25 protein-coding genes and 1 tRNA gene are annotated in these 24514 nt (G+C 64.8%); 20 read left to right on the top strand and 6 right to left on the bottom strand.

What is annotated here, in order from left to right:
- Positions 1-66: 66 nt before the first annotated feature.
- Positions 67-141, bottom strand: a tRNA-Glu gene (locus IG178_RS10000).
- A gap of 191 nt (positions 142-332) precedes the next feature.
- Here IG178_RS10000 and tkt point away from each other — a divergent pair.
- The 4 genes from tkt (at position 333) to IG178_RS10020 (ending at position 4884) form a co-directional block, all read left to right on the top strand.
- Positions 333-2318: a transketolase gene (gene tkt, locus IG178_RS10005; RefSeq protein ID WP_193212404.1), complete on the top strand. Its 1986-nt coding sequence runs from the start codon at positions 333-335 to the stop codon at positions 2316-2318.
- A gap of 92 nt (positions 2319-2410) precedes the next feature.
- Positions 2411-3040 carry an HD domain-containing protein gene (locus IG178_RS10010; protein WP_193212405.1) on the top strand — a complete coding sequence of 210 codons (630 nt, stop codon included), beginning with the start codon at positions 2411-2413 and terminating at the stop codon, positions 3038-3040.
- Between the two features lie 90 nt (positions 3041-3130).
- Positions 3131-3733 (top strand): flavin reductase family protein, encoded by a 603-nt coding sequence (locus IG178_RS10015; protein WP_193212406.1) that lies wholly within the window; start codon positions 3131-3133, stop codon positions 3731-3733.
- Between the two features lie 170 nt (positions 3734-3903).
- Positions 3904-4884, top strand: coding sequence for a tRNA dihydrouridine synthase (locus tag IG178_RS10020; protein ID WP_226895291.1), 981 nt, complete (start codon positions 3904-3906; stop codon positions 4882-4884).
- Positions 4885-4934: 50 nt separating this feature from the next.
- Here IG178_RS10020 and IG178_RS10025 read toward each other — a convergent pair whose 3' ends face one another.
- Positions 4935-5564 (bottom strand): hypothetical protein, encoded by a 630-nt coding sequence (locus IG178_RS10025; RefSeq protein ID WP_193212408.1) that lies wholly within the window; start codon positions 5562-5564, stop codon positions 4935-4937.
- A gap of 112 nt (positions 5565-5676) precedes the next feature.
- On the opposite strand from IG178_RS10025, the gene IG178_RS10030 reads away from it, so the two are divergent.
- The 13 genes from IG178_RS10030 to IG178_RS10090 are packed head-to-tail and all read left to right on the top strand — an operon-like array spanning position 5677 to position 16705.
- Positions 5677-6363, top strand: coding sequence for an NUDIX hydrolase (locus tag IG178_RS10030; protein ID WP_193212409.1), 687 nt, complete (start codon positions 5677-5679; stop codon positions 6361-6363).
- A 7-nt stretch (positions 6364-6370) separates the two neighbouring features.
- Positions 6371-7801 carry a nicotinate phosphoribosyltransferase gene (locus IG178_RS10035; RefSeq protein ID WP_193212410.1) on the top strand — a complete coding sequence of 477 codons (1431 nt, stop codon included), beginning with the start codon at positions 6371-6373 and terminating at the stop codon, positions 7799-7801.
- An 11-nt stretch (positions 7802-7812) separates the two neighbouring features.
- Positions 7813-8484 (top strand): DUF4291 domain-containing protein, encoded by a 672-nt coding sequence (locus tag IG178_RS10040; protein WP_193212411.1) that lies wholly within the window; start codon positions 7813-7815, stop codon positions 8482-8484.
- A 7-nt stretch (positions 8485-8491) separates the two neighbouring features.
- Positions 8492-9028 (top strand): RNA 2'-phosphotransferase, encoded by a 537-nt coding sequence (locus tag IG178_RS10045; RefSeq protein WP_193212412.1) that lies wholly within the window; start codon positions 8492-8494, stop codon positions 9026-9028.
- A complete protein-coding gene (locus IG178_RS10050) occupies positions 9025-9507 on the top strand; it encodes a macro domain-containing protein (RefSeq protein WP_193212413.1) in 483 nt (160 codons plus the stop codon). The genes IG178_RS10045 and IG178_RS10050 overlap by 4 nt, the downstream gene beginning before the upstream one ends.
- 11 nt (positions 9508-9518) lie before the next feature.
- Positions 9519-11459, top strand: coding sequence for an NAD(+) synthase (nadE, locus tag IG178_RS10055; RefSeq protein WP_193212414.1), 1941 nt, complete (start codon positions 9519-9521; stop codon positions 11457-11459).
- Positions 11456-11965, top strand: coding sequence for an O-acetyl-ADP-ribose deacetylase (locus IG178_RS10060; protein WP_193212415.1), 510 nt, complete (start codon positions 11456-11458; stop codon positions 11963-11965). Before nadE ends, IG178_RS10060 begins: the two co-directional genes overlap by 4 nt.
- Before the next feature lie 60 nt (positions 11966-12025).
- Positions 12026-12631 carry a bifunctional nicotinamidase/pyrazinamidase gene (gene pncA, locus IG178_RS10065; RefSeq protein WP_193212416.1) on the top strand — a complete coding sequence of 202 codons (606 nt, stop codon included), beginning with the start codon at positions 12026-12028 and terminating at the stop codon, positions 12629-12631.
- Entirely contained in the window at positions 12628-13296 is a 669-nt protein-coding gene (gene pnuC, locus IG178_RS10070; RefSeq protein WP_193212417.1) for a nicotinamide riboside transporter PnuC, read from the top strand. The genes pncA and pnuC overlap by 4 nt, the downstream gene beginning before the upstream one ends.
- A gap of 29 nt (positions 13297-13325) precedes the next feature.
- A complete protein-coding gene (locus IG178_RS10075) occupies positions 13326-14288 on the top strand; it encodes an AAA family ATPase (RefSeq protein ID WP_343225958.1) in 963 nt (320 codons plus the stop codon).
- A 31-nt stretch (positions 14289-14319) separates the two neighbouring features.
- Positions 14320-15072 carry an ABC transporter ATP-binding protein gene (locus IG178_RS10080; RefSeq protein ID WP_193212418.1) on the top strand — a complete coding sequence of 251 codons (753 nt, stop codon included), beginning with the start codon at positions 14320-14322 and terminating at the stop codon, positions 15070-15072.
- Between the two features lie 43 nt (positions 15073-15115).
- Complete coding sequence (locus IG178_RS10085) at positions 15116-16120, top strand: MlaD family protein (RefSeq protein WP_193212419.1); 1005 nt, start codon at positions 15116-15118, stop codon at positions 16118-16120.
- 57 nt (positions 16121-16177) lie between these two features.
- Positions 16178-16705, top strand: a complete 528-nt coding sequence (locus IG178_RS10090; RefSeq protein WP_193212420.1) for a hypothetical protein — start codon at positions 16178-16180, stop codon at positions 16703-16705.
- 13 nt (positions 16706-16718) lie between these two features.
- Here the strand turns inward: IG178_RS10090 and IG178_RS10095 are convergent, their stop codons facing one another.
- A complete protein-coding gene (locus tag IG178_RS10095) occupies positions 16719-17405 on the bottom strand; it encodes a LamG domain-containing protein (RefSeq protein WP_193212421.1) in 687 nt (228 codons plus the stop codon).
- Positions 17406-17511: 106 nt separating this feature from the next.
- Here IG178_RS10095 and IG178_RS10100 point away from each other — a divergent pair, with 106 nt between their 5' ends.
- Positions 17512-19134 carry a SpoIIE family protein phosphatase gene (locus IG178_RS10100; protein ID WP_193212422.1) on the top strand — a complete coding sequence of 541 codons (1623 nt, stop codon included), beginning with the start codon at positions 17512-17514 and terminating at the stop codon, positions 19132-19134.
- Here the strand turns inward: IG178_RS10100 and IG178_RS10105 are convergent.
- Positions 19124-19522, bottom strand: coding sequence for a DUF2452 domain-containing protein (locus IG178_RS10105; protein WP_193212423.1), 399 nt, complete (start codon positions 19520-19522; stop codon positions 19124-19126). The two genes, IG178_RS10100 and IG178_RS10105, sit on opposite strands and share 11 nt — an antisense overlap.
- A 44-nt stretch (positions 19523-19566) precedes the next feature.
- The gene (locus IG178_RS10110) at positions 19567-19914 is read right to left on the bottom strand and encodes a (2Fe-2S) ferredoxin domain-containing protein (RefSeq protein WP_193212424.1); all 348 of its coding nucleotides are present in this window, start codon (positions 19912-19914) and stop codon (positions 19567-19569) included.
- A 502-nt stretch (positions 19915-20416) separates the two neighbouring features.
- On the opposite strand from IG178_RS10110, the gene IG178_RS10115 reads away from it, so the two are divergent.
- Positions 20417-21733 (top strand): PcfJ domain-containing protein, encoded by a 1317-nt coding sequence (locus IG178_RS10115; protein WP_193212425.1) that lies wholly within the window; start codon positions 20417-20419, stop codon positions 21731-21733.
- Between the two features lie 623 nt (positions 21734-22356).
- Here the strand turns inward: IG178_RS10115 and IG178_RS10120 are convergent.
- A complete protein-coding gene (locus tag IG178_RS10120; RefSeq protein WP_193212426.1) occupies positions 22357-23670 on the bottom strand; it encodes a bifunctional UDP-3-O-[3-hydroxymyristoyl] N-acetylglucosamine deacetylase/3-hydroxyacyl-ACP dehydratase in 1314 nt (437 codons plus the stop codon).
- 105 nt (positions 23671-23775) lie between these two features.
- Here IG178_RS10120 and IG178_RS10125 point away from each other — a divergent pair, with 105 nt between their 5' ends.
- Entirely contained in the window at positions 23776-24507 is a 732-nt protein-coding gene (locus IG178_RS10125; protein ID WP_343225959.1) for an RluA family pseudouridine synthase, read from the top strand.
- Positions 24508-24514 lie beyond the last annotated feature (7 nt).

Consider the following 24514-nt stretch of genomic DNA (forward strand, 5'->3'; position numbering starts at 1 on the left):
GGGGACGGCGGCTAGAAGAGCTGCCGGGGAACCAAAAAGCCACTCCCGGAGGAGTGGCTTGGAAAGTGGCAACCCGTAGGGGAATCGAACCCCTATTGCCAGAATGAAAATCTGGAGTCCTAACCGTTAGACGAACGGGTCTTGCTAGTGTTGCCGCGAGCGGCGGGCGGAAAACTAGGCAGAGATCGGTTTGTGGCAAGTCAAAATTCGCATGAAAATGCGCGTGTCGCATTTCTACCATGAATTTGACAAGGGATGCTGCCCCGCTTGTGGCTTGCCAGTAGGGTTCCGGCCCCTACCCTGCGGCCCCTGTCCGACAACCTCGAATGCAAATGAATACAGCCATCCTTTCCCAAGCCGCGACCCAGGCGCGCGGCCTCGCCATGGACGCCGTCCATGCCTGCTCTTCCGGTCACCTCGGCCTGCCCCTCGGTTGTGCTGAAATCGGTGCCGTTCTCTACGGGGGCGGTGGAATGCGCTACTATCCGGACGCCCCGAAGTGGCTCAACCGCGACCGCTTCATCCTCTCGGCCGGCCATGGCTCGATGTTCCTCTACTCCTGGCTCCACCTTTCCGGCTACGACCTGCCGCTCGAGGAGGTGAAGAATTTCCGCCAGCTCGGCTCGCACACCCCGGGTCACCCGGAGTCCTTTGAAACCGTCGGCGTCGAGGCCACCACCGGCCCGCTCGGCCAGGGCATCGGCAACGCGGTCGGCTTCGCCCTCTCCGGCAAGCGCGCCGCCGCCAAGTTCAACACCGCCGAGCACACGATCTTCGACCAGCACGTCTTCGCCCTCCACGGTGACGGCTGCCTCCAGGAAGGCGTTGCCAAGGAAGCGATCGCCTTCGCCGGCCACGCCGGCCTCGACAACCTGATCCTGATCTATGACTCCAACGACGTTACCCTCGACGCGATGGCCGAGAAGACCCAGGGCGAGGACGCGGAGGCCTACTTCACCTCGCAGCGCTGGGACGCGGTGACCATCGACGGCCACGACTTCAATGCCATCGCCGACGCGATCGCCGCAGCCAAGGCCAGCAAGAACGGACGGCCGACCGTGATCATCGCCAAGACCCTGATCGGCAAGGGTATCCCGCAGGTCGCCGGCACCGCCGCGGCCCACGGTGAAGGCGGCGCCAAGTTCATCGACGAGGCGCGCGCCGGCCTCGGCCTGCCTGCCGGCGAGCACTTCTTCGTGTCCGAGGAAGTCCGCAGCTACTTTGAAGGCGTGAAGGAAGAGTCGAAGAAGGCCTTCGATGCCTGGCAAGCCACCTACGACGCTTGGGCCGCCGCCAATCCGGAGCTGGCCGCCGAGCTGACCGACTCGGTCGGCGGCGTGGTGCCGAGTGACCTTTCCGCCAAGATCCCGGCCTTCCCGGAAGACTACAAGGACGCGACCCGTGGTGCCGGTGGTGTCGTGATCCAGTCCGTGGCCAAGGAAGTGCCGAGCTTCATCACCGGATCGGCCGACCTCTACGGCTCGACCAAGAACTACATCAAGGACGGCGGTGATTTCTCCGAAGCCAATCCGCTCGGCCGCAACATCTGGTTCGGCATCCGCGAGCACGCGATGGGCGCGATCTGCAACGGCATCGCCTACGACGGCATCTTCCGGGCCAGCGGCGCGACTTTCCTGGTCTTCGCCGACTACGTCCGCGCTTCGATCCGCCTCGCCGCGTTGTCGAAGCTGCCGGTGACCTACATTTTCACCCACGACTCGGTCGGTGTCGGTGAGGACGGCCCGACCCACCAGCCGGTGGAAACCGTCAGCGGCCTGCGGGTGATCCCGAACCTCGACGTCATCCGCCCGGCCGACGCCGAGGAAACCGCAGGCGCCTACGTCGCCGCGATGCTCCGCACCGACGGCCCGACGCTGCTCAGCCTGACCCGCCAGGGCGTGCCGCAGATGAACGAGCTGTCCGTCGAAGCCCGCCGCGACGGCGTGTTGCGCGGTGCTTATATCGCCAAGAAGGAAAGCGGCGATCTCAAGCTGATCCTGATGTCCTGCGGTTCCGAACTGCAGCACTGCATGGCGGCCGCCGCGGAGCTCGGCGACGGCGTGCGCGTGGTGTCGGTGCCCTGCATGGAGCGCTTCGACCGCCAGGGCGACGACTACAAGGAGAGCGTCCTGCCGGCCGCCTGCACCAAGCGGGTCGCCATCGAGGCCGGCGTGTCCGGCCTGTGGTGGAAATACGTCGGCTTCGGCGGCCAGGTGCTCGGCATCGACCGCTTCGGCATCAGCGCCCCGGGTGGCACGGTGATGAAGGAACTTGGCATGACCAAGGACGCCGTCGTCGCCGCCGCCAAGGCGCTCTGATCCGGCTGGATATTTCGAAAGGCGCGCTCTCCACGAGGGGAGCGCGCTTTTTTGTTGGGATGGAGGCCACGTGCGGTGGCTAAGATCGACCCGTGACTCAAGGCGTCCGTTCCGATCAGCTTCGCGATCGATTCGTCGGGTGGTGCCATCGCCAGGGCTCGGATTTCGGGGCGGCGGGGATTGTCTGGCAGCAGTTGGAGGCTCGCTACGGGGAACCTCACCGCGCGTATCACAACCTCCGGCACATCGCCTCATCGCTGGACGAGCTTGACGGTTCGGGTCGCCCGGATGAGGCGCTCGAAGGGGCGATCTGGTTCCACGACGTGATCTACGATCCGAAGCGGGCCGACAACGAGGTCGAAAGCATCCGTTGGTTCCGGAAGGCAACGGGGCCATGGCTCAACCTGGATCTCGCACTTTGGATCGCCGGCCTGATCGAGGCGACCGACTTCCGCTTGCAGATCAAGGGTGTCCCGGGCTGGCAGCGGATGGTCGACATTGACCTCGCGATCCTGAGTGCGGAACAAGAACGCTACGATGAGTATGCCCGGGCGATCCGCGAGGAGTATGCATACGTTGATGAGCCGTCATTCCGGGAAGGGCGGGGCAAGGTGCTTGAGCATTTTCTTTCGCGTCCGATCTATCGAACGTCCGGCTTTCAGAAGCGTGAAGGCCGAGCCCGCGCGAATCTCGTCCGGGAATTGCAACAGCTGAGAGGCTGACCAACCTGCAATGCTCACCCCAACCGGAAGCTCGCAGCCGATTCGCTGCGAGGGTTGCGGCGTGCAGGATGCGCATCCATGCTTCGCCGCATGGAATTCGACCTTCTCGGCGCCCACGCCGATCGTGCCTATGCCCTGCTAGCCGGCCTGGTGATGCCGCGGCCGATTGCCTGGGTCACGACCTTGAATGAAAACGGTGGGGTGAACGCCGCGCCGTTCTCGTTTTTCAACGTCTTCGGCTCGAACCCGCCGCTGGTGATCTTTGCCCCGGGGAATCGTGAAGACGGGGCGCCGAAGGACAGCGCCCGCAACGCGAAGCGGACCGGAGAGTTCGTCGTGAACCTGGTCAGCGAGGAACTGAAGGAAGTAATGAATGGCACGGCGGCGACGCTGCCGGCGGAGTCGAGCGAAACGGAACATCTTGGCCTGGAAACCACGCCGTCGAGCGTGGTGGCACCGCCGCGGATCGCCGCGGCGCCGGCGGCCCTGGAATGCCGCGTCCACTCGATCCAGGAGATCGGTTCGAACCGGTTGGTCCTGGGCATCGTCCACCGCGTCCACGTGCAGGACGGGATCCTCGATCTTGAGAAGCTGCGCGTCCGGCAGGAACTCTATCACCCCGTCGGTCGGATGGGGTCGCCGAATTGGTATTGCCACAGTGCCGATCTTTTCGAGATGGAGCGGCCGCAGTAGCGAACGTTTTGGACCGGGATGGTTAGGATGGATGGGATGTGAGAAGACCGGACACTCCGGGACTTCGTAGACTCCGATCCTATCCATCCCATCCATCCTGGTCCTTGTATGGAAAGTCCCTGATGAACTCTCTTTTTCCAGCCGGTCGGCCTGTGCTCTACTTGGCGCCGATGCAGGATGTGACCGACCTGCCCTTCATGAAGGTGATGCACCGCTATGGCGGCGCGGACATCTATGTGACGGAGTATTTCCGGGTCCATCCGGAGTCGCGGCTGAACCACTACATCCTGCGTTCGATCGATGAGAATCCGACCGGACGACCGGTGTTCGCGCAAATGATCGGCCAAGAGATCGGGGCGCTGGTGCGGACGGCGAAGGAGTTGCTGGAGCATCCGGTCGCGGGCATCGATCTCAATCTCGGGTGCCCGGCACCGGTGGTGTGTCGCAAGGAGGCGGGAGGGGGCTTGCTTCGCAACCTGCCGAAGGTCGACCGCATTCTGGGTGCCTTGCGCGAGGCGATTCCGGGGCGCTTCACGGTGAAGACAAGGATCGGCTACCACAGCCATGAAGAGTTTCCCGAGCTGCTCGAGATCTTCCGCAAGCACGGGATCGACGCGCTGGCGATTCACGGCCGCACGGTCGAGGAGCGCTACAGCACGCCGGTGCATCCGGATTGTGTGAAGATGGCGGTGGAAAGCCTGCCGTGTCCGGTGATTGCCAACGGCAACGTGGTCGACGTCGCCACCGGGCAGGCTTACCTCGAAAAGTCGGGGGCCGCCGGGCTGATGATCGGCCGCGGCGCGATCCGCAACCCCTGGTTGTTTCCCCAACTAAGGGCGGCCTTCGAGGGCCGCGAATCCGGAGAGCCGAGCTGCCGGGACCTGCTGGAATACGTGATGCTGCTGCACGACGAACTGGCGGCCTCGGCGACGAATTTCGACGCGCTCGGTCACGTCCAGCGGATGAAGAAGACGATGGTCTTCGTCACCCAGGGTCACGATCCGGATTTCGAGTTCCGAATCCGCCGGGCGAAGACGCCGGAGGATTTCCACTCGGCGTGCCGCGACCATCTCGACAATGACGCCCCGGTGCCGGGTGCGCCTTCGGAAGGGTCGCGGGTTTTCTGTGGATTCGCGGACCTGTTGAAGTAGCACAACGTTTCGCGTTGTGACGTTGGACGACCGCAAATTGTGACGTCGCGTTACTTCGGCTCGAGGATCAGCTCGTCCCCGGCTTCCGGCTTGATGGCGCCGAACTTGGAGACCGCGCCGGCGATGGCTCCTTCGGGGGAGATCTCGTTCACCTTGAGGCGGCCGAGAATTCCCGAGTTCCGGCGAAGACAGAGCACGGTATTCGCCGGCACACTCGCGGCATCGACGATCTCGATCGTCGCAAACGAGCCGATCTGAGGGTCGGTTACCCACTCGGTGATCCTGGCCACCACGGGGGCGTCCTTGATGGCCTGGGCGCGGGCCTCCATGTCCGGGGTCGATGGCGGGGCGGGAGGCGGCGTTTCATCCGGGAAGTCGGCAAACTCCGGCACCGGCAAATTGTCCGGGATCGATTCCGCGGCGACCGGCGGGGTTGCCGGCGGTGGTGTCGCATCGGGCAGCTTCGAGGGAACGTCGGCAGGAGTGCCGAGTGTAACCCGATCGCGTTCCATTCGCAGGCGCTCCTGCTGAAGCTTGATCTCTTCGATCTGCCTCCGGACCTCGGCGAGCTCCTCCTTCGGCGTTTCCCGTTCCTGCTTCCGGAAGTCCTTCCAGGTCATGGCCAAGGCCCCCAGTAGCAAGGCCACGGTGAGGGATAGCAGGATCTTGATCGTGTCCATGGCCGAAGCTGCCGCCGCCGCTTGCGGAAGTCAACGGGCCGGTGGTGATGGGTGTTTGTGAATTTGCGCCCTTGACTTAGTGTGAAAGTGACACTTACGTGGCCGCGAGTCGATGGCCTACCAATATGAATATCCCCGTCCGGCCCTGACCGTGGACTGTGTGGTCTTCGGTTTCGATGGCGATGGTCTGCAGGTGCTGTTGATTCGCCGCGGGATCGAGCCCTTTTTGGGTGCCTGGGCCTTGCCGGGGGGCTTCGTCCACATGGACGAGGATCTGCCGGAAGCCGCGCGCCGCGAGCTGGAAGAAGAGACCGGCCTTCATGACGTGTTCCTCGAGCAACTGGCGACCTTCGGGACGCCGGGTCGGGATCCGCGCGGTCGGGTGGTCAGCGTGGCCTACGTTGCGCTGGTCCGGCCCGACCAACACCCGGCGACCGGGGACACGGATGCCAGCGAGGCCGCCTGGTTTCCCTGCGGGGAATTGCCCGGGCTTGCCTTCGATCACCCGTTGATCCTTGAGGCCGCGCTCGAGCGCTTGCGGGGCAAGATCCGCTACCAGCCGGTGGGCTTCGAGTTGTTGCCGAAGCGCTTCACCCTGTCGCAGATCCAAGCGCTCTACGAGGCGATCCTCGGGCGCCCGATCGACAAGCGGAACTTCCGCAAGAAGCTGCTGGCCTTCGATTTCCTGGTGCCGCTGGAGGAATTCACCAGCGGCTCCCACCGGCCCGCCCGGCTGCACCGCTTCGACCGCCGCAAGTACGAGGCCCTCGTCCGCCGCGGCTTCCTTTTCGAACTCTGACATCATCATGAGCCCGCTCCAAACCGACCTCTATCAGCTCACCATGGCCGCTGCCTACTGGCAGGCCGGCAAGGCGGAGCAGGAAAGCGTCTTCCACCTGTTCTTCCGGCGATTGCCCTTCAAGGGGGGCTACGCCATCGCCGCCGGCCTCGGTCCGGCGCTGGATTGGCTGGAGGCGTTCCGCTTCGGCACCGCGGAACTCGACTACCTCGCCTCGCTGCGGACGCCGAAGGATCTGCCGCTCTTCGGCGGCGACTTCCTCGCATACCTCGGCGACTTGAAGCTGTCCCTCGACATCGACGCGATGCCCGAGGGAACGGCGGTCTTTGCCCACGAGCCGATGCTGCGGGTGCAGGGGCCGATCCTCCACGCGCAGCTGGTTGAGACCGCGCTGCTGAACATCGTCAACTTCGAGACCCTGATCGCGACCAAGGCGGCACGCGTCTGCCACGCGGCAGGGGACGGTCCGGTGATCGAATTCGGCTATCGCCGTGCCCAGGGCCCGGACGGGGCGCTTTCGGCCAGCCGCGCCGCCTGGATCGGCGGATGCCAGGGGACCTCGAATGTCCTGGCCGGGCAACGCTTCGGCATCCCCGTGAAAGGCACCCACGCCCACTCGTGGGTGATGTCCTTCGACAACGAGCAGGAGGCCTTTGACCGCTACGCCGAGACCATGCCGGACAACTCGACCCTGCTGGTCGACACCTACGACACCCTGGAAGGCGTCGACAAGGCGATCGCCACCGCCCGCAAGCTCCGCGCCCAGGGCCACGAACTCAGTGGCATCCGTCTCGACTCGGGGGATCTTGCCTGGCTCAGCCAGCAGGCCCGGCTCAAGCTCGATGCTGCCGGCTTTCCTGACGTGAAGATCGTCGCCAGCAATGACCTCGACGAGCATCTGGTGGAAAGCCTGCGTCATCAGGACGCGAAGATCGACATCTGGGGCGTCGGCACCAACCTCGTCACCGCCGCCGACCAACCGGCGCTCGGCGGTGTCTACAAGCTTGCCGCGCTGCGTCGCGACGACGGCAGCTGGCAGCCACGGATCAAGCTGAGCGAACAGAGTGCCAAGAGCTCGATCCCGGGCCGTCTGCAGGTCAGGCGCTTTTGCCAGGAAGGTGAATTCATCGGCGATGCGATCCACGACCTCGATCATCCGGTCGACGGTCCGGTGACGATCGTTGATCCCGCCGATCCGATCCGCCGCAAGGAGATCCCGGCGGGCAGCGAGTTCATGGAGCTCCTGAAGCCGGTGATGAAGGCCGGCACCCGGACCGGTACGGCGGAAACGCTCGGAGTCATCCGCGATCGCTGCCAGGCCAGCCTCGCGGGCCTGCACCCGGGCATCCTGCGGCTCAGCAATCCCCACGCCTACCCGGCGGGTTTGGAGGGCGGGTTGCATGCTCGCCGCGAGGAACTGCTCGCGGCCTATCACTAACAATCACATCAATGGAATTGAGAAACTATCGCGACCAGGCCCTTGGGTGGCCCTCGGAAGGTCGCTGCATCCTCGCCCATCACGACGAGGACCACATGGTCGTCTATCAGGCCTATCGTCCTGAGATCGGCCGCTATGCCGTGCAACACCAGCGCTTCGGCGGCGAGTTCAGCTTCAGTCGCATGAGCTGGATCAAACCGAACTTCCTCTGGATGATGTACCGGTCGGGTTGGGGCGTTAAAACGGGCCAGGAGGTGACACTTGCGATCACCCTTTCGCGCGACTTCTTCGACGAGATCCTCACAACGGCCGTTCCTTCAAGCTTCGACCCGAGTCGTTTCGGCGACCGGGACGCATGGAAGTCCGCGCTGGCGGATTCCGAGGTCCGCCTGCAATGGGATCCGGACCATGCGCCCGACGGAGCGAAGCTCGCGCGTCGCGCCATCCAACTCGGCTTGAGGGGAGACATGCTGCGTCGCTTTGCGACGGAGGAGATCGTGCAGATCGAGGACCTGAGCGACTTGGTCGCTACCCAGCGGGAACACGCTCATCGTAGTCTTGAAAAGCTGCTGGTGCCCGTGGAGCGGGTCTACGTTCCGCGTCACGAAGGAGCTGCATCCTCTGTCGGATTGGATATGGCGGAATCCAGTTTTTCCCGAAGCGGTGCAAACCCATGCATCTGACCAGACCATGGAACTGAAACGCGTCAGCAAGCTGCTCAGCCTCGTGCTGCGTCACGACCCGGGCAAGATTGGAATCTTGCTCGATGACCAGGGCTGGACGGATTGCGGGGAGTTGATTGAAGCCATCAGGCGACGGGGCATGAAGGTCGATTCCGCGATCCTGCGGGAGGTCGTCCTCACCAATGACAAGCAGCGCTTTGCGTTCAACGGCGACGAGACCCGGATCCGAGCCAACCAGGGGCACTCGGTCACGGTGGACCTTGCCCTCGTTCCACAACCGCCCCCGGAGTGCCTTTTCCACGGAACGGTGGAACGTTATGTCGAATCGATCCGCAAGGACGGCCTTCAAAAAGGATCGCGCCATCATGTTCATCTCAGTCCAGACCTCCAGACCGCGACCAAAGTGGGAGAACGGCGGGGGAAACCGGTCATCCTGAAGGTCCTGGCTCGCGACATGTGCGTGGCCGGACACGAGTTCTTCGTTTCCAACAACGGCGTCTGGCTGACGGACGAGGTGCCGCCAAGTTTCATTGAGTTCCCGTGAAAGCAACAGTGGTAAGAGGAGATCTGCTCGACCAGTCGGTCGAGGTCATTGTCAATGCATGGAACCGCAACATGATTCCGTGGTGGCTGCTGCTGCCTCAGGGTGTGTCCGGCGCGATCAAGCGAAAGGCTGGATACGCTCCGTTTCGTGAACTTGCGAAGATGGGTCCAATTGGAGCAGGTGAGGCCAGGCTCACGACAGCCGGGCGCTTGCCATTTTGCGGGATTATTCACGTCGCCGGGATCAACCTCTTTTGGAGATCGTCTGCGCAGATCATCGCGAAATGCGTCCACAGTGCGCTTTCGATTGCATCGGAACAGGGGTTTCGATCGATAGCTTTTCCTCTGATCGGTTCGGGTACCGGGGGGATAGAACCCTCATCTGCGAGGGAGTGGATGATCGATGCTGTTGATGCATCGGATTTCGAAGGAGAAGTGCTGATTGTCGAATTCTCTCCCACGAAGGCTGAATGCCACTGAATTTTGAATCCATGAACCTCCATCTTGCCGCCGTCGCCTTGAACCAAACCCCGCTGGACTGGCCGGGGAATGAAGCGCGTGTCCGGGCGGCGCTTGATGAGGCCCGTGCGGGCGGGGCTTCGCTGGTCTGCCTGCCGGAGCTCTGCTTGACCGGCTACGGCTGCGAGGACGCCTTCTTTGCTCCGGCGACGTGGCAGCGTGCCTGGCGGATGCTGGAGGATCTGTTGCCGGCGACCCGGGGGATGGTGGTCGCCATCGGTCTGCCCGTGTTCCACCAGCGGGCGCTGTTCAACGGCTGCGCGGTGGCGGCCGACGGCGAGTTGCTGGGGATCGCGGCGAAGAAGAACCTGGCGGGCGACGGGATCCACTATGAACCCCGTTGGTTCAAGCGCTGGCCCGACGGGGTGCGCGACGAACTCCGCCTGGACGACGGGCGGAGCGTGCCGATCGGCGACCTCTTGTTCGAGGTCGGCGGGGTGAAGATCGGATTTGAGATCTGCGAGGACGCCTGGGTGGCCGACCGGCCGGGGGCGAAGCTGGCGGCGCGCGGGGCGGATGTGATCCTCAATCCCAGTGCCAGCCATTTCGCCTTTGGCAAGGCGGGAATCCGCCGGCGCTTCGTGACCGAAGGGTCGCGGGCCTTCGGGGCGGCCTACGTGTATTCGAACCTGCTGGGCAACGAGGCCGGGCGGATCATCTACGACGGCCAGCTGCTGGTGGCGCAGAACGGGCATCTGGTGGCCGAAAGCCCGCGCTTCGGCTTCGCCGACCACCGGGTGCTCGCGGTGACGGTGGATCTTGATGCCGGTCGGCTGGCGATGGCGCGCAGCGCGAACCACCGGCCGCAGCTTCCGGCCACGGCGGACGCGGGCTTGGTCCGCGGCGACTTCGATTGGCCGGAGGTGGCGGCGGCATTTCACGTGGCCCTGCCCTGCGACACGGGCGACGAGGGCCAGTGTGAGGAATTCACGCATGCAGTGACGCTGGGCTTGTTCGACTATGTGCGGAAGAGCCGGTCGAACGGCTTCGTCGTCTCGTTGAGTGGCGGCGCCGACTCGGCCGCGGCGGCCTGCCTGGTGCGCCTGATGTTCGATGCCGCCCGCGCGGAGCTCGGGGACGGTTTCGGCGGCAAGATAACGGCCGGGGATTTCGCAGAAGTACTGCTGACGGCGTACCAATCGACCGAGAACAGCGGGCCCGTCACCCGCAATGCCGCGCGGGTGCTGGCGGAGGCGCTGGGCGCGACCCATCGCGAGCTCGATGTCGCGGCGATCCACAAGGCCTACGTCGGGATGATCGGCGAGGCCTATGGGGAAGAACTGAACTGGGAGGAGCACGACATCCCGCTCCAGAACATCCAGGCCCGGGTCCGCTCGCCCGGCATCTGGATGCTGGCCAACCTGCGCAATGCGCTGCTGCTGTCGACCAGCAACCGCAGCGAGGCGGCGGTCGGCTACGCGACCATGGATGGCGACACCTCCGGCGGGCTGGCACCCTTGTCGGGGATCGACAAGCACTTCTTGCGCGAGTGGTTGCGCTGGCTGGAAACGACCGGACCGGTGATCGGCGGGGAGCGGCGGACGGTGCCGGCGCTGGCGGCGGTGAATGTCCAGCAGCCGACGGCCGAACTGCGGCCGGGCGAACAGGGCCAGACCGATGAGGGCGACCTGATGCCCTACGAGGTGTTGGATTTCATCGAGGGTGCGGCGATCCGCGACCGCAAGTCGCCGCGGGAAGTACTGGGTTTGCTGAAAGTTGCCTTCGGGGACCGGCCGGAGGCCACGCTGCTCCAGTGGACGAAGCGCTTCTTCACCCTGTGGAGCCGCAACCAGTGGAAGCGGGAGCGCTATGCCCCGGGTTTTCACCTCGATGACGAGAACCTCGATCCCAAGACCTGGTGCCGCTGGCCGATCCTGAGCGGCGGGTTCCGGGAGGAACTTGAGCAGCTATGAGAGCCATCCAAGCGGACATCACCACCCTGGCGGTCGATGCGATCGTCAATGCGGCGAACTCGAGCCTGCTCGGCGGGGGCGGGGTTGATGGCGCGATCCATCGCGCGGCCGGGCCGGAATTGGTTCACGAATGCCGTCTGCTGAGTGGCTGCAAGACCGGGGAGGCGAAAATCACGAAAGGCTACCGGTTGCCCGCCAAGCACGTGATCCACACGGTCGGCCCGGTGTGGCGGGGAGGGAACTCGGGGGAGCACGAATTGCTGGCGTCGTGCTACCGCCGATCGTTGGAACTGGCGGTCGAGCACTCGCTCGGGTCGGTGGCGTTCCCTTCGATCAGCACCGGGGTCTTCGGGTATCCGGTCGAGGATGCGGCGAGGATTGCGGTGGCGACGGTGGGTGGGTTTCTTGCGGGAGTGGAGGTGCCTTTGGAGGTGACCTTCTGCTGCTTTTCGCGGGGAGATCTCGAGGTTTATTTGGAAGTTATCGGGGGTGGAGATGGTGGCTGATCTGTCCAAGCCGGCTGAAGCCGGCGCTCCCAGCATGCCTGTGAAGGCGCGGTTTTGCTTATGAAAGAACACGCATTGATCCTGGTCGATTTGCAGAATGACTTCCTGCCCGGTGGAGCCTTGGCCGTGCCGGGCGGAGATGATGTCATTCCGATTGCCAACCGCCTGATGGAAGACTTCGAGCTCGTGGTCGCTACCCAGGACTGGCATCCGCCGGACCACGGGAGCTTCGCGGCGAATCATCCGGGGAAGAATGTTTTCGATTCAATCGACCTCAACGGCTTGCCCCAGACCTTGTGGCCGGTGCATTGCGTGCAGGGGACCGTGGGCGCGGAGTTTGCGCCGCAGCTTTGGACGGACCGGATCGCCCGTGTGTTCCGCAAGGGCACGGATGCGGAGATCGACAGCTACAGCGGCTTCCACGACAACGGCCATCGACGCTCGACCGGGTTGGCGGAGTGGCTGAAGAGCCAGGGCGTGCAGCGGGTCACGGTGTGCGGGCTGGCGCTCGACTACTGCGTGAAATTCACCGCGCTCGATGCGGTGGCCGAGGGCTTTGAAGTGGCACTGTGCCTGCCGGCTTGTCGCGGGGTGGACCTCCAGCCGGGTGATTGCGACGCGGCGGTCGCGGAGATGAAGGCCCGGGGGGTGGAGATCCGAGTATGACGACCGAAGCGGTCACGAAGCGCCCGACTTGGCAAGGTGCCGATGCCTGGCTTGTTGCGGGCCTGTCGCTAGTCCTGTTGTCCGCCGCCTGGTGGCGGTGGTTGCCGATCGACGTGACCGAGGCCTTGGGTTTCGCGACGGGCGCCGTCTGTGTGTGGCTGGTGACGAAGGAGAACATCTGGAGCTGGCCGATCGGCCTCGCCAACAACGTGTTCTTCGCCCTGTTGTTCTGGCGGGCGCGCTTGTTCGCCGACTTCGGGTTGCAAGGCGTCTATTTCGCCCTCGGGGTGTGGGGCTGGTGGCAGTGGCTGCACGGCGGCCGGAACCGCGGGGCGCTGAAGATTGCACGGGCCTCCGCAAAGGAATGGGTCGGGATCGCGGTCTTTCTGGTGGCCGGAACCTGGGGACTCCGGGAACTGCTGGTGGTGGTGAACGGTGCGGCCCCGTTCTTCGATGCCTTGACCACGGTGCTGTGCCTTGCGGCGCAGTATCTGTTGTGCCGGAAGCGCCTGGAGAACTGGTGGCTTTGGATTGCCGCGGATTTGATCTACGTGCCGCTCTATCTGAGCCGCGGGCTGCCGTTGACGTCGCTGCTGTACGCGGGATTCATCGTGCTGTGTGTGTTGGGGATGAAGCGATGGAGAGCGGAGGTGGCCGAAGCATGATGCCGGCGGCTCGTCATGGCCTCGGGGTGGTGATCGGAAAATTCCTGCCGCCACATCGCGGCCACCGTTTCCTGATCGAGACTGCGCTCGACCATTGCGAGCGGGTGGTGGTGATCGTCTGCGGAAAGCCTGGCGATCCGATCCCGGCTGAGATCCGCGCCGGCTGGTTGAGGGAGATCGTTCCTGGGGCGGAGGTGATGGTGATCGACGATCGCTACGATGAAAATGACTCGAAGGTCTGGGCGGAGAACACCATCCGCTGGTTGGGCAGCGCCCCGGATGCGGTGTTCACTTCGGAAGACTACGGCGACTGCTATGCCGCTCATCTCGGCTGTGAACACGTCATGGTCGACCGTGAACGGCTGACGGTGTCCTGCAGCGGCACGGCTGTGCGCGGGGATCCGGCGGCAATGTGGGATTACATGGATCCGCCGTTGCGGGAGTGGTTTGCGAAACGGGTGGTGATCGTCGGTGCCGAGTCGACCGGGACGACGACCCTGGCCCGGGACCTTGCGGCCGAACTGCGGACCGGTTGGGTGGCGGAGTATGGCCGCGAGTTCAGTGCCGGGAAACAGGCATGCGGGGACAACTGCTGGGACAGTGCCGAGTTTCTCGAGATCGCCCGCAAGCAGACCTGCCGGGAAAATGCCGCGGCCCGCGAATCGAACCGGATCCTGGTATGCGACACCAATGCCTTCGCCACCGTGCTCTGGCACCGCCGCTACATGGGATTCGACGATGAACGGGTGACGCGGTTCGGCCGCCAGGCGAAAGCCGATCTCTACCTGCTCACCGGGGATGAGATTCCCTTCGTCCAGGACGGGCTGCGGGACGGCGAACACATCCGGCACGAGATGCACCGTTGGTTTGTCGATGCGCTTTCGGGGCAGGAGGTGCCGTGGCGGCTGGTGTCCGGATCCAGACGGAAGAGGATCAGGCTGGCGCTGGAGGCGATCGATGTCCTCGGCTTCCCCGGTGCCCCGGTTGCTTGACGAACGGAGCGCTTCCCGGAAGCTTCCGGACATGGGCGAGCCCTTCATCCGCGTCCGCGGTCTCGAGCAGAAGTTCGGCGAGCAGCATGTGCTGCGCGGGGTCGATCTCGACATCTGCGGGGGCGAGACGCTTGCCTTGATCGGCGGCTCGGGGGCGGGAAAATCGGTGTTACTGAAGCACCTGCCCGGCCTGCTGCAGCCATGGAAGGGTTCGGTGGAAGTGGATGGCACCGATATTTCGACCCTGAACGAGCGCGAGCTGGCGCCGTTCCGGCGGAAGGTCGGGATCATGTTCCAGGGCGGCGCCTTGTTCGACTCGATGACCGTCGGCCAGAACATCGCGTTTCCGCTGCGCGAGTCGGGCGAGAAGGATGAACGGGAGATTGCCCGGCGGGTGTCGGAGACGCTCGAGATCGTGCGGCTGCCGGGGCAGGAGCAGAAGATGCCTTCCGATCTGTCGGGCGGGATGCGCAAGCGGGTGGCGCTCGCGCGGGCGGTGGTCGACCGGCCGGCCTGTGTTCTGTACGACGAACCCCATGCCGGGCTTGATCCGATCACGGCGGATTCGATCGACCACCTGATCCGCGACCTCAACGAGCACTTCGGGATGACGAGCGTGGTGGTCACCCACGAGATGCGGAGCGTGTTCCACATCGCCGACCGGGTGGTGTTCCTTGAAAAGGGCCGCATCTACTGGAGCGGCCCCGCCGCGGAGCTGAAGGTGACCCGCGACCCGGTGCTGCGGCCGTTTGTCGACGGGGACTCGGGAGAGCCGTGGAATTGATCACCCTTGCACCGGCGGCCCCGAGCGTCGAAGCTGACCGGGCATGGCGGAATCGACCAGACGGACGGAACTGTGGGTCGGCGTGTTCGTTTTCATCGGGCTCGCGCTGCTCGGCGGGCTGATCGTGCAGTTCGGGCGCTTCGGCGACCGGCTGCGGGGGAAGTACCAGCTGGTGGTTGTGTTCGACGACGCCTCGGGATTGATCAAGGGCTCGGAGGTGCGGATGGGCGGAGCGCGCATCGGCAAGGTGGCGGAGCAGCCGGAGCTCAATGCCAACGTCAAGGTCCAGGTGGTGATGAGCGTGGATGACATGATCCGGATTCCAGAAAGCTCGGCCATCCAGATCGCGTCGGCCTCCTTGCTGGGGGACAAGATGGTGGTGATCACCCCGCCTCCGGGAGGAAGTTCCAGCGGCCGCTACATCGAGCCGGGCTCGGTATTGCGCGGCGGCGGCCCGTCGGGGCTGGATGCCATCCAGAACAACGCCGAGATGCTGAGCCGCGATGCCAGCCGGCTGCTGCAGAAGGCGGAGGTGACGATCCAGAAGATCGACGGTGCGGTGGACGAGATACACGGCGCGGCCAGCCGTCTCCAGGTCACGCTCGACAAGGTGAACGGGTCGATCCTGTCCGACACCAACCTCCAGGAAATCGACGCGACGTTGGCGAGCTTCTCGAAGGCAGCGGCGACGTTGGAACCGGCGGTGGCGGACGCCCGGTCGGCGATGGTGGCTATTGAGAAGGCCGCCGCCGGGGCGGAAGACACCTTTGCCAGCGCCAACGAACGGATCGACGAGCTGGCCCCGGCCTTGAAGGAAGTACCGAAGGCCGTGGCGTCGCTGTCGCGGGCGGCGGACAAGGCGGGGAAGGCGATCGAGCGAGCCGAGGAGGGCGACGGCTTGCTGGGGACGCTGGCCTACGACCGCGAGGTGTCCGACGACGCGAAGACCTTCATCCGCAACCTCAAGCAGCAGGGGATCCTGCGCTATCGCGACAAGGACACGCCGGAGGAAGACCCGCGGAACCGCTTCCGCGGCCGGAGGCGGTGACGGGGTGTTTTGCATCGAGGAGGTGACAGCGGCGGATCGTTTGCTAGCGTGCCAATGATGAAAGCCATCGCCTCGATCCTCGCGTTGTTCCTTGCCGCTTGCTCGACCCAGACCTGCTGGAAGGGAGGGATCCCGATGCGAGAGACGGAAATGCACGCCCAGTGGGGGGCGGAGGTCGATATCCTGAAGTCGGCCAACAACGTGAAAATCTACCGCGGGCTGGCGCATCCGGTCGGGCAGAAGCAGCGCTACGAACGGCAGGTCGCGAAGGGAGGCTGGGTCGAGTTCGAGGGCTTCAAGTTTTTCCAGCAGCCGGCGGATTTTCCGGACGGGACCGCGATGAAGGTGCTGGATATTTACAAGAAGTCCTCGTCGCACGAGGCACTGGCGACAAAGACCACCTGCGACGGTTTCCACCCGGACTACGCCCTGGTTTGGAGCAAAGGCGGCAAGCAGCGGGTGCTGCAGATCTGTTACGGCTGTCACGAGTGGAAGTACTTCGGGCCGGGCGGAACCATCCACACCGACATCGAGGACAAGACCTACTTCCGGCAGCTGTTGCCGCTGCTGCCGCGGGAAAAGTGATGGGGGACTCCGCTCAGCGTGAAGTTCCGCGGATCTTCACGTGCCGGAACTCGCCGAGATCGTCAAAGGAGCCGAGGCCGATTTGCCCCCACTCCAGGGTCTTGTCACGGGCGGTCAGGACGGGGCGTTTCATGTCGTCGAACCAGACCCCGATGTCCCCGGTCGCCGTGTTGCGGACGATCTTCACCCGATGCCACTTGCCCTTTTGCCAAGGGGTGCCGGTGGTCCGGTAGGTGGTGATCGGCCGGCGGTCGGCGTTGTCGACGAGGTGGATCTGGTGATGCGGTTCGTCGGCCTTCTCCCCGAGGTGGGCGTAGTAGAAGCGGTTCTCGTCGCTGCGGCCGAACGCGATGCAGAGATCGTTGTTGCCGGCATCGAACTTGGTGAGCCGGACTTCCGCGGTGAGGGTGAAGTCCTTCCACTCCCGTCCGCTGAGCCAGGCGAGATTCAGCGGGCTGCGGAACTTGGGCTTGGTGGATGACTGGGCGATGAGATGGAGCACCGCGTCCGCGCCGGTGCCGGTCCATTGCCATGCCGCGGGATCGGCGGGGATCCACTTGGCGGGATCGCTGAAGAGGTCGACCTCGAGGTTCGCCGACCGGCTGCTTCCGGTGCAACAGGCCGGGATCGTCACGGCGGGTGGCTCCGCGGCCAGCAAGGGCAGCGTGAACAGCAAAGGGAGCAGGCGCGGCAGGAACATGCCGTCAACCTGCGCGATCGCCGGGCGGGATCAAGCGGCCATTGTTTCCCGGGAGAACGGGAAATCGCATTGCCGCTCAGGGAATGTGATGCTTTTCTCAGGATCCATGAGTCACCCGGATGAAGCCCAAGGGAGCTGCGCGGAGGAAGCGGCGCGGCTGATGCTGGCCTTGAAAGCGTCGAACGAGGGCATCTGGGACTGGTGGACGGGCAAGCCGGAGATCTACTACTCGCGGCGCATTCTGGAGTTCTTCCAGTGCAGCGCCTCGACGGCGCCGAACATTTTCCTCGAGCCGCATGAGATGGTCTGCCCGGAGGACCGCGAGCGATTTTCGAGGGCCCTCGCAAATGCCCTGGATCCGGGCGGCCCGGAATTGTTTTCGATCGATTGCCGGCTCAAGACCGGCGGGGACGAGTGGGTGTGGCTGCGGATCCGCGGCACGGTGGTGCGCGCGCGTGGCGGCGAGGCCCAGCGGATCGCCGGGTCGATGATCGACATCTCCCGCCGCAAGGCCGCGGAGGCGCAGATCGAGGAGGAGCGGCACATCCTGCGCAACCTGATCGACCGTGTCCCGCTGCAGGTCTACTTCAAGGACCTGGAGTCGAGGTTCGTGCTGGTGAACCGGCAGATGGCCGAGTGGAACGGCCAGCCGAGCCCGGAGTCGGTGGTCGGCAAGCACGACCGGGATTTCTTCGCCTCCGCGCACTGGATGGAAGCGGACGCCGACGAGAAGAAGATCATGGCGACCGGTCATGCCATCACCGGCAAGCTGGAGCACGAGATCCGCGAGGACGGCAAGGAGACCTGGGTGCTCTCGTCGAAGTTCCCGTGGATCGACCGCGGCGGCCAGATGCAGGGCACCTTCGGGGTGTCCAGCGACGTGACCGAGCTGGTGGAGGCCAAGCAGCAGGCGGACAGCTACGCCAGCGAGCTCGCGATCCGCAACCAGGCCTACGAGGAGGAACTCCAGCTCGCCCGCGAAATCCAGCAGACGCTCGCCGGTTCGAGTTTCCCTGACATCGGTCGCAACGGCACCACACTGCGCTTCGGTGCCCGCTACCTGCCGATCACCGGCATGGCCGGGGACTTTTTCGAGATCCTCAGGATTTCCGACGACACCGCCGGCGTGCTGATCTGCGACGTGATGGGTCACGGCGTCCGGTCGGCACTGGTGGTGGCGATGCTCCGCGGTTTGCTGGAAAAGCAGCGCCGCAGTGCCGCGGACCCTTCGGCATTCCTGCACGGCCTGAACATCGGGCTGAATTCCATCCTCGACCGGGCCGGGGCGACGATGTTCGCGACCGCCTTTTATGCGGTCCTCGATCTCGGCGCCGGAACGCTGCGCTATGCCTGCGCCGGACACCCCGGAGCCATCGCGACCGGACCGGGCGGCGTGAAGCAGCTGGCGTCGACCCGCAAGGAAAAGGGGCCCGGGCTGGGATTGATGCCGAAAGCGGAGTATCCCGCAGGGGAGGTGCAGCTTTCGGACGTCGACCGGATTCTGCTCTTCACCGATGGCATCCTCGAGGCCGAGAACGAGGCGGGTGAGCCCTTCCTCGAGAAGCGATTGATGGCGACCGCCTCCGAGTGCGCCAAGGAGACCCTGGAGGGCATGCTGGACATCGTGCTGAACCGGGTCCTCCATTATTCGGAGGGCCATCATTTCGATGACGACGTCTGCCTGCTCGGCGTCGAGCTGATGCCGATGCCGGCCGCCATCAAGTGCTGAACAGCTCGCGGGGATCAACGCCTTCGCCGGCGGCCACAAGCTGCCACTGGCGGTCGACGTTGAGCCGGAACGAGCCGAGGTGGGGCATCGACCACTGGTCCGGGCCGATCATCGAGAGCATCCGGCGGCCGCGCGACTCATAGAGGTGATAGGTTTCCCCGACGACGGGTTCGAACTGGATCTGGGCCTCGTAGACCAGCTTGTTCCAGTTGAAGTGGTCGATGGCGGCGAGGTACTGCTCGCGTAGTTCGATCAGCTTCTGCTGGAGATCGCGCTCGACCTCGGCGATGCCGCGCGCCTTGAAGGAGCTCAGGTCGGTCGGCACGATCCGCGGGCTCAGGGTGGACGCGGGGTAGGGCAGGAAAGCGCGGGAGGGCGGCTCGGACATGGCGTGGATTCCTTCGTTCCGGCGAGGTGGGGGCGCAAATGAAATCAGGAGCCGTGGATCCGGAACTCCTCGACCGTGGTGCCGCCGACCAGGTGCTCGGTGACGATGCGCTCCAGCACCTCGGGGGTGCAGGAGTGGTACCAGACGCCGTCCGGATAGACCACGGCGACCGGGCCGCGGATGCAGACGCGCAGGCAGTCGGCCTTGCTGCGGAGGATCAGGGGGGCGTCCTTGCCGAGTTGCGCGAGCCGCTGCTTGAGGAAGTCCCAGGACGCGAGGCCCTGGGCGGGGTCGCAGCACTTCGGCTTGGAGGCATCGGCGCAGAGGAAGATGTGCTTTTCCCCGCGTCCCACCCCGGCGGCACGGGCGGCGGCTTCGAGTTCGGCGTCCATGGCGGGGATCCGCTTAGCGGGCCGGCGGCGAATGTCCAGTTTGGGTGGGGGCTGGCTTGTCTGCGGGAGGTGGGATTTTTTAGTGGTCGCGGCGTAGCCGCCCTTGGACTGCGGCGATCCTTCGCCGCTCTTCGCAACTTGTAGGGTTGCCTGTAGCGACTGTCGGGGTCCCTTTCGCCTGATGTCTGTAAGTCCGCCTCATCCTACATTCGAAAGCGGCGAAGGATCGCCGCAGTCCAAGGGCAGCTGCGCCGCGGTCATGTGGAGGAATCTAAAGAACGAGTGGTGCGGAACGATTGGGGTTGAACAATCGACTCTCTTGGGGAATCTAGCGCGGTCATGTTGATGGCATTCGTTCATAGCTGAGTTGGTCGGGACCTGCGCTTGTTTCGCGGTCCCCTTGATTTCCGCGCCGTCCCTAGCGGCGCGTTGAACCGCGATTGCGCAACCCCTTTCCCGGGCACCGGCGCGCCGCGATTTCCGATTCCAACTCTGCCATGTCATGTCATTCCACCGATCCCGGACGGGAGCGGATCTCTCCATCGTCTCCGGCATCATTGCCGGCCGGCCGTGGGTCGCCGCGACCGTCAAGAATCCTCATCTCCGCAAACACGGCCGCGCCTTGGGCCGAACCTTCCGCCAGGGGCGGGCGGTGACCGATGAGCTCCGCGGGCCTTGCCTGCGGCTGTTCGAGTCAGTTGCCCGTCAAAGCCAATTGCTTGTCCGCGGCCATCCGTTGGAGCGCGATCTGGTGCCGATGCTGGTCCGGGTCGCCGCCTATGCCGCCGAATGGCTGCGTCCGCCGGAGGCCTGGCGAGCTCCCGCAGGCGCGGCTCCGAAAGAGCAGTGGGAGGATCTGCTGCGTCACCTCTTCGTCGAGTGGCCGATGCCAGGGTTTTTCTATTCGGCGTGGCGGGTCCGCGGGGATCTGCGTGTTTTGGAGCGCGACTGGTTCTGCCATGTCGGGGGCGGCGGGAGTTGGCGGAAAGCGGTGGATTTCCCGCCATCGATCAGCAGCCGGGCGGTTCATCACGCGCTGATGGCACCCGCGGACCTGACGATCCGGCAGGCGCTGCGCTGGGGTCAGCTGATGGCTCTCGGTGCACCGCAGGCGCTGGTCGACGACGTGCTCGGAAGCGGCATGGTGGGTGACCTTTCCAACGATGCCGTGTGGTCGAGGTTGTTCGCGAAACTCGTCGCGGCGGGGGATTTTGACGCGCGGGAGTTCGGCGTGATCGCCGACGTGCTTCTCGAATTGATGGCGCACTTTCATTTCAACTTTGTCCGGCGGTTGTTGGACAGGCCGCTCGCGGAGCTGCGCCGGCACGCCTTCGGTCGTTGGCGGGGTCTCCTGGCAGCGGCCGCGGCGGAGGGAATCCGCTTTCGGAATCCGGATGTCACCCGGACGGGCTTGCGGGCGGAACTGCGTCACCTGACCGAAGCGGCTTGGGAACCGATGCCGGGTATCGCTCGGTTCGAAGTCGAGCGTCGCGAGCAGGGGGTGGAAAAATCATCGGTCTGGTGGATCGGCGAACGTCTCAATCACGCCCAGCTGATGGCCGAGGGCCGCGAAATGAGGCATTGTGTGAGCGGCTATTGGCGGCGCTGCCGGAGCGGTCGATCCGCGATCTTTTCGCTCCGCCAGTTGCACCCGGCGGTGGCTCCCGAGCGGGTGGTCTCGCGCTTGACGATCGAGGTGGATCGGGGGACCCGCCGGATCGTCCAGGCGCGCGGCAAATGGAACCGTTGGCCGGACGAAATGGAGTTCGGGATCCTTGCCGAGTGGGCCCGTTCAAATGGCCTAGGGTTGGCGGTGTGAGCTGGGCATTATCGGGTCGAGGAAAGGGGCAGTGTCAGAAGATACGATTTCGCTTGTGGCGCTCGAAGGCGTTTTGGTTCGGGCTGCCGGGGCTGGTATTCTTGGTTTGGGCGTGGTTGGATTCGTTCTCGAACTGGGGGAGGGCGTGGTCGGCGCCAGGTAGTTGTGGAGTCGGAAGCTGGCAGGGGAATCTGTATGGGGTGAAGGAAGCAGGAGCTGGAATAAGTTGGGGAAGTCCGAGGGCAAGGTATGGGCCGAAAGGGCAAATGGCCCACGTGGCGGCCCGTTTGAAGATGGATCCGAGGTATCATTATTTGTCCGTGCCGTACCCGGTGGTGGTGGGCGGATACGTGCTAGCCTGGGCGCGGCTGCTGGTCTGGCGGGCCCGGAAATACCGGAAGGTGTCTCTCGATTGACCCGCGGCGCAGCCGCCTTCGGACTGCTGCGATGATTCGCAGCTTTGGAATGACGGGCGCGGCGGTCTGCCGGGTAGGCATACAGCGATCCCCGAAGGCTGCCTTCACCCGATCCCAGCGGCGAGCATTGCCTTGCACTCGGGTAAGCTGCGAATGATCGCAGCAGTCCGAAGGCGGCTGCGCCGCGGACCATGGAGAAGAGCGGGGCTACTGCGCGACCAGAGCGAACTTGAGCTCGGCCTCCGAGGCGACTTCGCCATTGACGAGGCAGCGGCAGCGGGTCTGGCCGATGGAGCCGCGGATCTTGATAACCTCGGACTCGATGTAGAGGGTATCGCCCGGAAGGACGGGGCGACGCCATTTGACGCTGTCCGCGCTCATGAAGTAGCCGATCTTGCCGGCGTTCTCCGGCTTGCGGAGCATGAGGACGCTGGAGACTTGGGCCATGGCTTCCAATTGGAGGACGCCGGGCATGATCGGGTGGCCGGGGAAGTGGCCGGGGAAGAAGGGCTCGTTGAAGGTGACGTTCTTCACGCCGGTGCACTTGGTGTCGCCGACCATGTCGATGATCCGGTCCACCAGCAGGAAGGGGTAACGGTGGGGCAGGATCTTGAGGACGTCGTTGATGTCGAGGACGGTCTCGCCGGTGGGCAGGGCGAAGGGCGCGGCCAGCGAGCGCATGCGGGCGTATTCGCGCTTGAGGGTGGCGGCGAGCTTGGAGTTCGGGCCGTGGCCTGGCTTGACGGCGATCACGTGGCCGAGGATGCGCTTGCCGGAGAGGATGAGGTCGCCGATGACGTCGAGCGCCTTGTGGCGGGCGAATTCGTTGGTGAAGCGCAGCGGTTCCTTGGTCATCACCTGCTCGCCGCGGATGACGATGGCGCTCTCGAGCGAGCCGCCCTTGATCAGGCCCTTGTCGAGCAGCGGCTTGACGTCCTCGTAGAAGACGAAGGTGCGGGCCGGGGCGATCTCCTTCTCGTAGGTCTCCGGGGAGACCTCGGCGGAGAAATACTGGGTGAAGCGGCCTTCGGGGCCGACATTGGTGACGGAGACGCGAAAGGTCTTGGAAGGAACGATGGTGATCAGGGTGCCGTCGCCGCTTTCCTGGTGGATCGGCTCGCGGATTTCCCAGATCTTGCGCGGGGCATCCTGCGGGGCGAGGCCGGCTTTCTTGATGAGCTCGACGAAAGGCCGGGCGGAGCCGTCGCCGATCGGCGGCTCGTTGGCGTCCATCTCGATGATGGCATTGTCGACGCCCATCCCGGTGAGGGCCGAAAGCACGTGCTCGACGGTGTGCACCTTGACCGAGCCCTCGGCGATGGTGGTGGCGCGCTCGACGGTCTGGACCTTGTCGGCGTCGGCGTCGATGAAGGGCTGGTCGGGCAGGTCGATGCGGCGGAACTTGAAGCCGTGGTCGGCGGGAGCGGGCTTGAGGGTGAGCGAAACCTTGGCACCGGTGTGGAGGGAAGTTCCTTCCAGGGTGGCGGTGGAGGCGAGGGTGTGCTGCACGTCGGCGGACATGGGGGGAGGGAAAGTTCCACGCGGGAAAGTTCCAAGTGCCAAATGGAAGACAGTCAGAGATTTCGGCACTGGCCGCGGGGCCGCTTTGCGGGGACGATTGGCAGCGTGCGGGCGTGCTGCGAATTCCAGGTGATCGACGAGTCGGACGACTGGATCGTGGTCGACAAGCCGGCGCCGCTGGTGGTGCACCCGGCGAATGGCAAGGTCGAGCCGACGCTGCTCGGTGGCCTGGAGGAGTTGCTGGCCTACGATATCGCCAACGGCGCGCGGCTTTCGATCCTGACCCGGCTGGACCGCGAGACCAGCGGTCTGGTGCTGGTGGCCAAGCATGCGGCGGCGGCGCGTGAGTTTTCGCTGCAATTTCAGCGCCGCGAGGTGGAGAAGTCCTATCTCGCGGTGGTGCACGGCTGGCCGGAATGGGAGGAGCGGAGGGTCGAGGCGGCGATTGCAAGGGGTGGCGGCCGCATTTGGTTGCGGCAGGTGGTGGATCCGGCGGGGCGCGACTGCGTGACGGACTTCCGGACCCTGCGGCGCTTTGAAAATGCGCTGGGCAAGTTCGCGGAAGTGGCCTGTTTCCCGGAAACCGGTCGGATGCACCAGATCCGGGTGCACTTGGAGCATCTGGGGCATCCGCTGGTGGGGGACAAGATCTACGGGACCGATGGCAGTCCCTACCTCGAGCAGATGGCGGACGGGCTCTCCGAAGAGTCGGTGGCGGGCCTGATTCTGCCGCGCCACGCCCTTCATGCTTGCCTGCTTGCGGCGCAGTGGGGAGGGACGAGGCTCGAGTGGCAATCGGGATTGCCGGCGGATTTGACTCGCTTCTGCGGTCAGTGAAAGCTGC

Source organism: Neoluteolibacter marinus, from assembly GCF_014904755.1.
Taxonomy (GTDB): Bacteria; Verrucomicrobiota; Verrucomicrobiia; order Verrucomicrobiales; family Akkermansiaceae; genus Haloferula; species Haloferula marina.

What these genes read in the sequence shown, in the direction of transcription:
- tkt (WP_193212404.1), top strand. Translation starts at nt 333, where the DNA reads ATGAATACAGCCATCCTTTCCCAAGCCGCGACCCAGGCGCGCGGCCTC.
- IG178_RS10015 (WP_193212406.1), top strand. Translation starts at nt 3,131, where the DNA reads ATGGAATTCGACCTTCTCGGCGCCCACGCCGATCGTGCCTATGCCCTG.
- IG178_RS10020 (WP_226895291.1), top strand. Translation starts at nt 3,904, where the DNA reads ATGCAGGATGTGACCGACCTGCCCTTCATGAAGGTGATGCACCGCTAT.
- IG178_RS10025 (WP_193212408.1), bottom strand. Translation starts at nt 5,564, where the DNA reads ATGGACACGATCAAGATCCTGCTATCCCTCACCGTGGCCTTGCTACTG.
- IG178_RS10030 (WP_193212409.1), top strand. Translation starts at nt 5,677, where the DNA reads ATGGCCTACCAATATGAATATCCCCGTCCGGCCCTGACCGTGGACTGT.
- IG178_RS10035 (WP_193212410.1), top strand. Translation starts at nt 6,371, where the DNA reads ATGAGCCCGCTCCAAACCGACCTCTATCAGCTCACCATGGCCGCTGCC.
- IG178_RS10040 (WP_193212411.1), top strand. Translation starts at nt 7,813, where the DNA reads ATGGAATTGAGAAACTATCGCGACCAGGCCCTTGGGTGGCCCTCGGAA.
- IG178_RS10045 (WP_193212412.1), top strand. Translation starts at nt 8,492, where the DNA reads ATGGAACTGAAACGCGTCAGCAAGCTGCTCAGCCTCGTGCTGCGTCAC.
- nadE (WP_193212414.1), top strand. Translation starts at nt 9,519, where the DNA reads ATGAACCTCCATCTTGCCGCCGTCGCCTTGAACCAAACCCCGCTGGAC.
- IG178_RS10060 (WP_193212415.1), top strand. Translation starts at nt 11,456, where the DNA reads ATGAGAGCCATCCAAGCGGACATCACCACCCTGGCGGTCGATGCGATC.
- pncA (WP_193212416.1), top strand. Translation starts at nt 12,026, where the DNA reads ATGAAAGAACACGCATTGATCCTGGTCGATTTGCAGAATGACTTCCTG.
- pnuC (WP_193212417.1), top strand. Translation starts at nt 12,628, where the DNA reads ATGACGACCGAAGCGGTCACGAAGCGCCCGACTTGGCAAGGTGCCGAT.
- IG178_RS10080 (WP_193212418.1), top strand. Translation starts at nt 14,320, where the DNA reads ATGGGCGAGCCCTTCATCCGCGTCCGCGGTCTCGAGCAGAAGTTCGGC.
- IG178_RS10085 (WP_193212419.1), top strand. Translation starts at nt 15,116, where the DNA reads ATGGCGGAATCGACCAGACGGACGGAACTGTGGGTCGGCGTGTTCGTT.
- IG178_RS10090 (WP_193212420.1), top strand. Translation starts at nt 16,178, where the DNA reads ATGAAAGCCATCGCCTCGATCCTCGCGTTGTTCCTTGCCGCTTGCTCG.
- IG178_RS10095 (WP_193212421.1), bottom strand. Translation starts at nt 17,405, where the DNA reads ATGTTCCTGCCGCGCCTGCTCCCTTTGCTGTTCACGCTGCCCTTGCTG.
- IG178_RS10100 (WP_193212422.1), top strand. Translation starts at nt 17,512, where the DNA reads ATGAGTCACCCGGATGAAGCCCAAGGGAGCTGCGCGGAGGAAGCGGCG.
- IG178_RS10105 (WP_193212423.1), bottom strand. Translation starts at nt 19,522, where the DNA reads ATGTCCGAGCCGCCCTCCCGCGCTTTCCTGCCCTACCCCGCGTCCACC.
- IG178_RS10110 (WP_193212424.1), bottom strand. Translation starts at nt 19,914, where the DNA reads ATGGACGCCGAACTCGAAGCCGCCGCCCGTGCCGCCGGGGTGGGACGC.
- IG178_RS10115 (WP_193212425.1), top strand. Translation starts at nt 20,417, where the DNA reads ATGTCATTCCACCGATCCCGGACGGGAGCGGATCTCTCCATCGTCTCC.
- IG178_RS10120 (WP_193212426.1), bottom strand. Translation starts at nt 23,670, where the DNA reads ATGTCCGCCGACGTGCAGCACACCCTCGCCTCCACCGCCACCCTGGAA.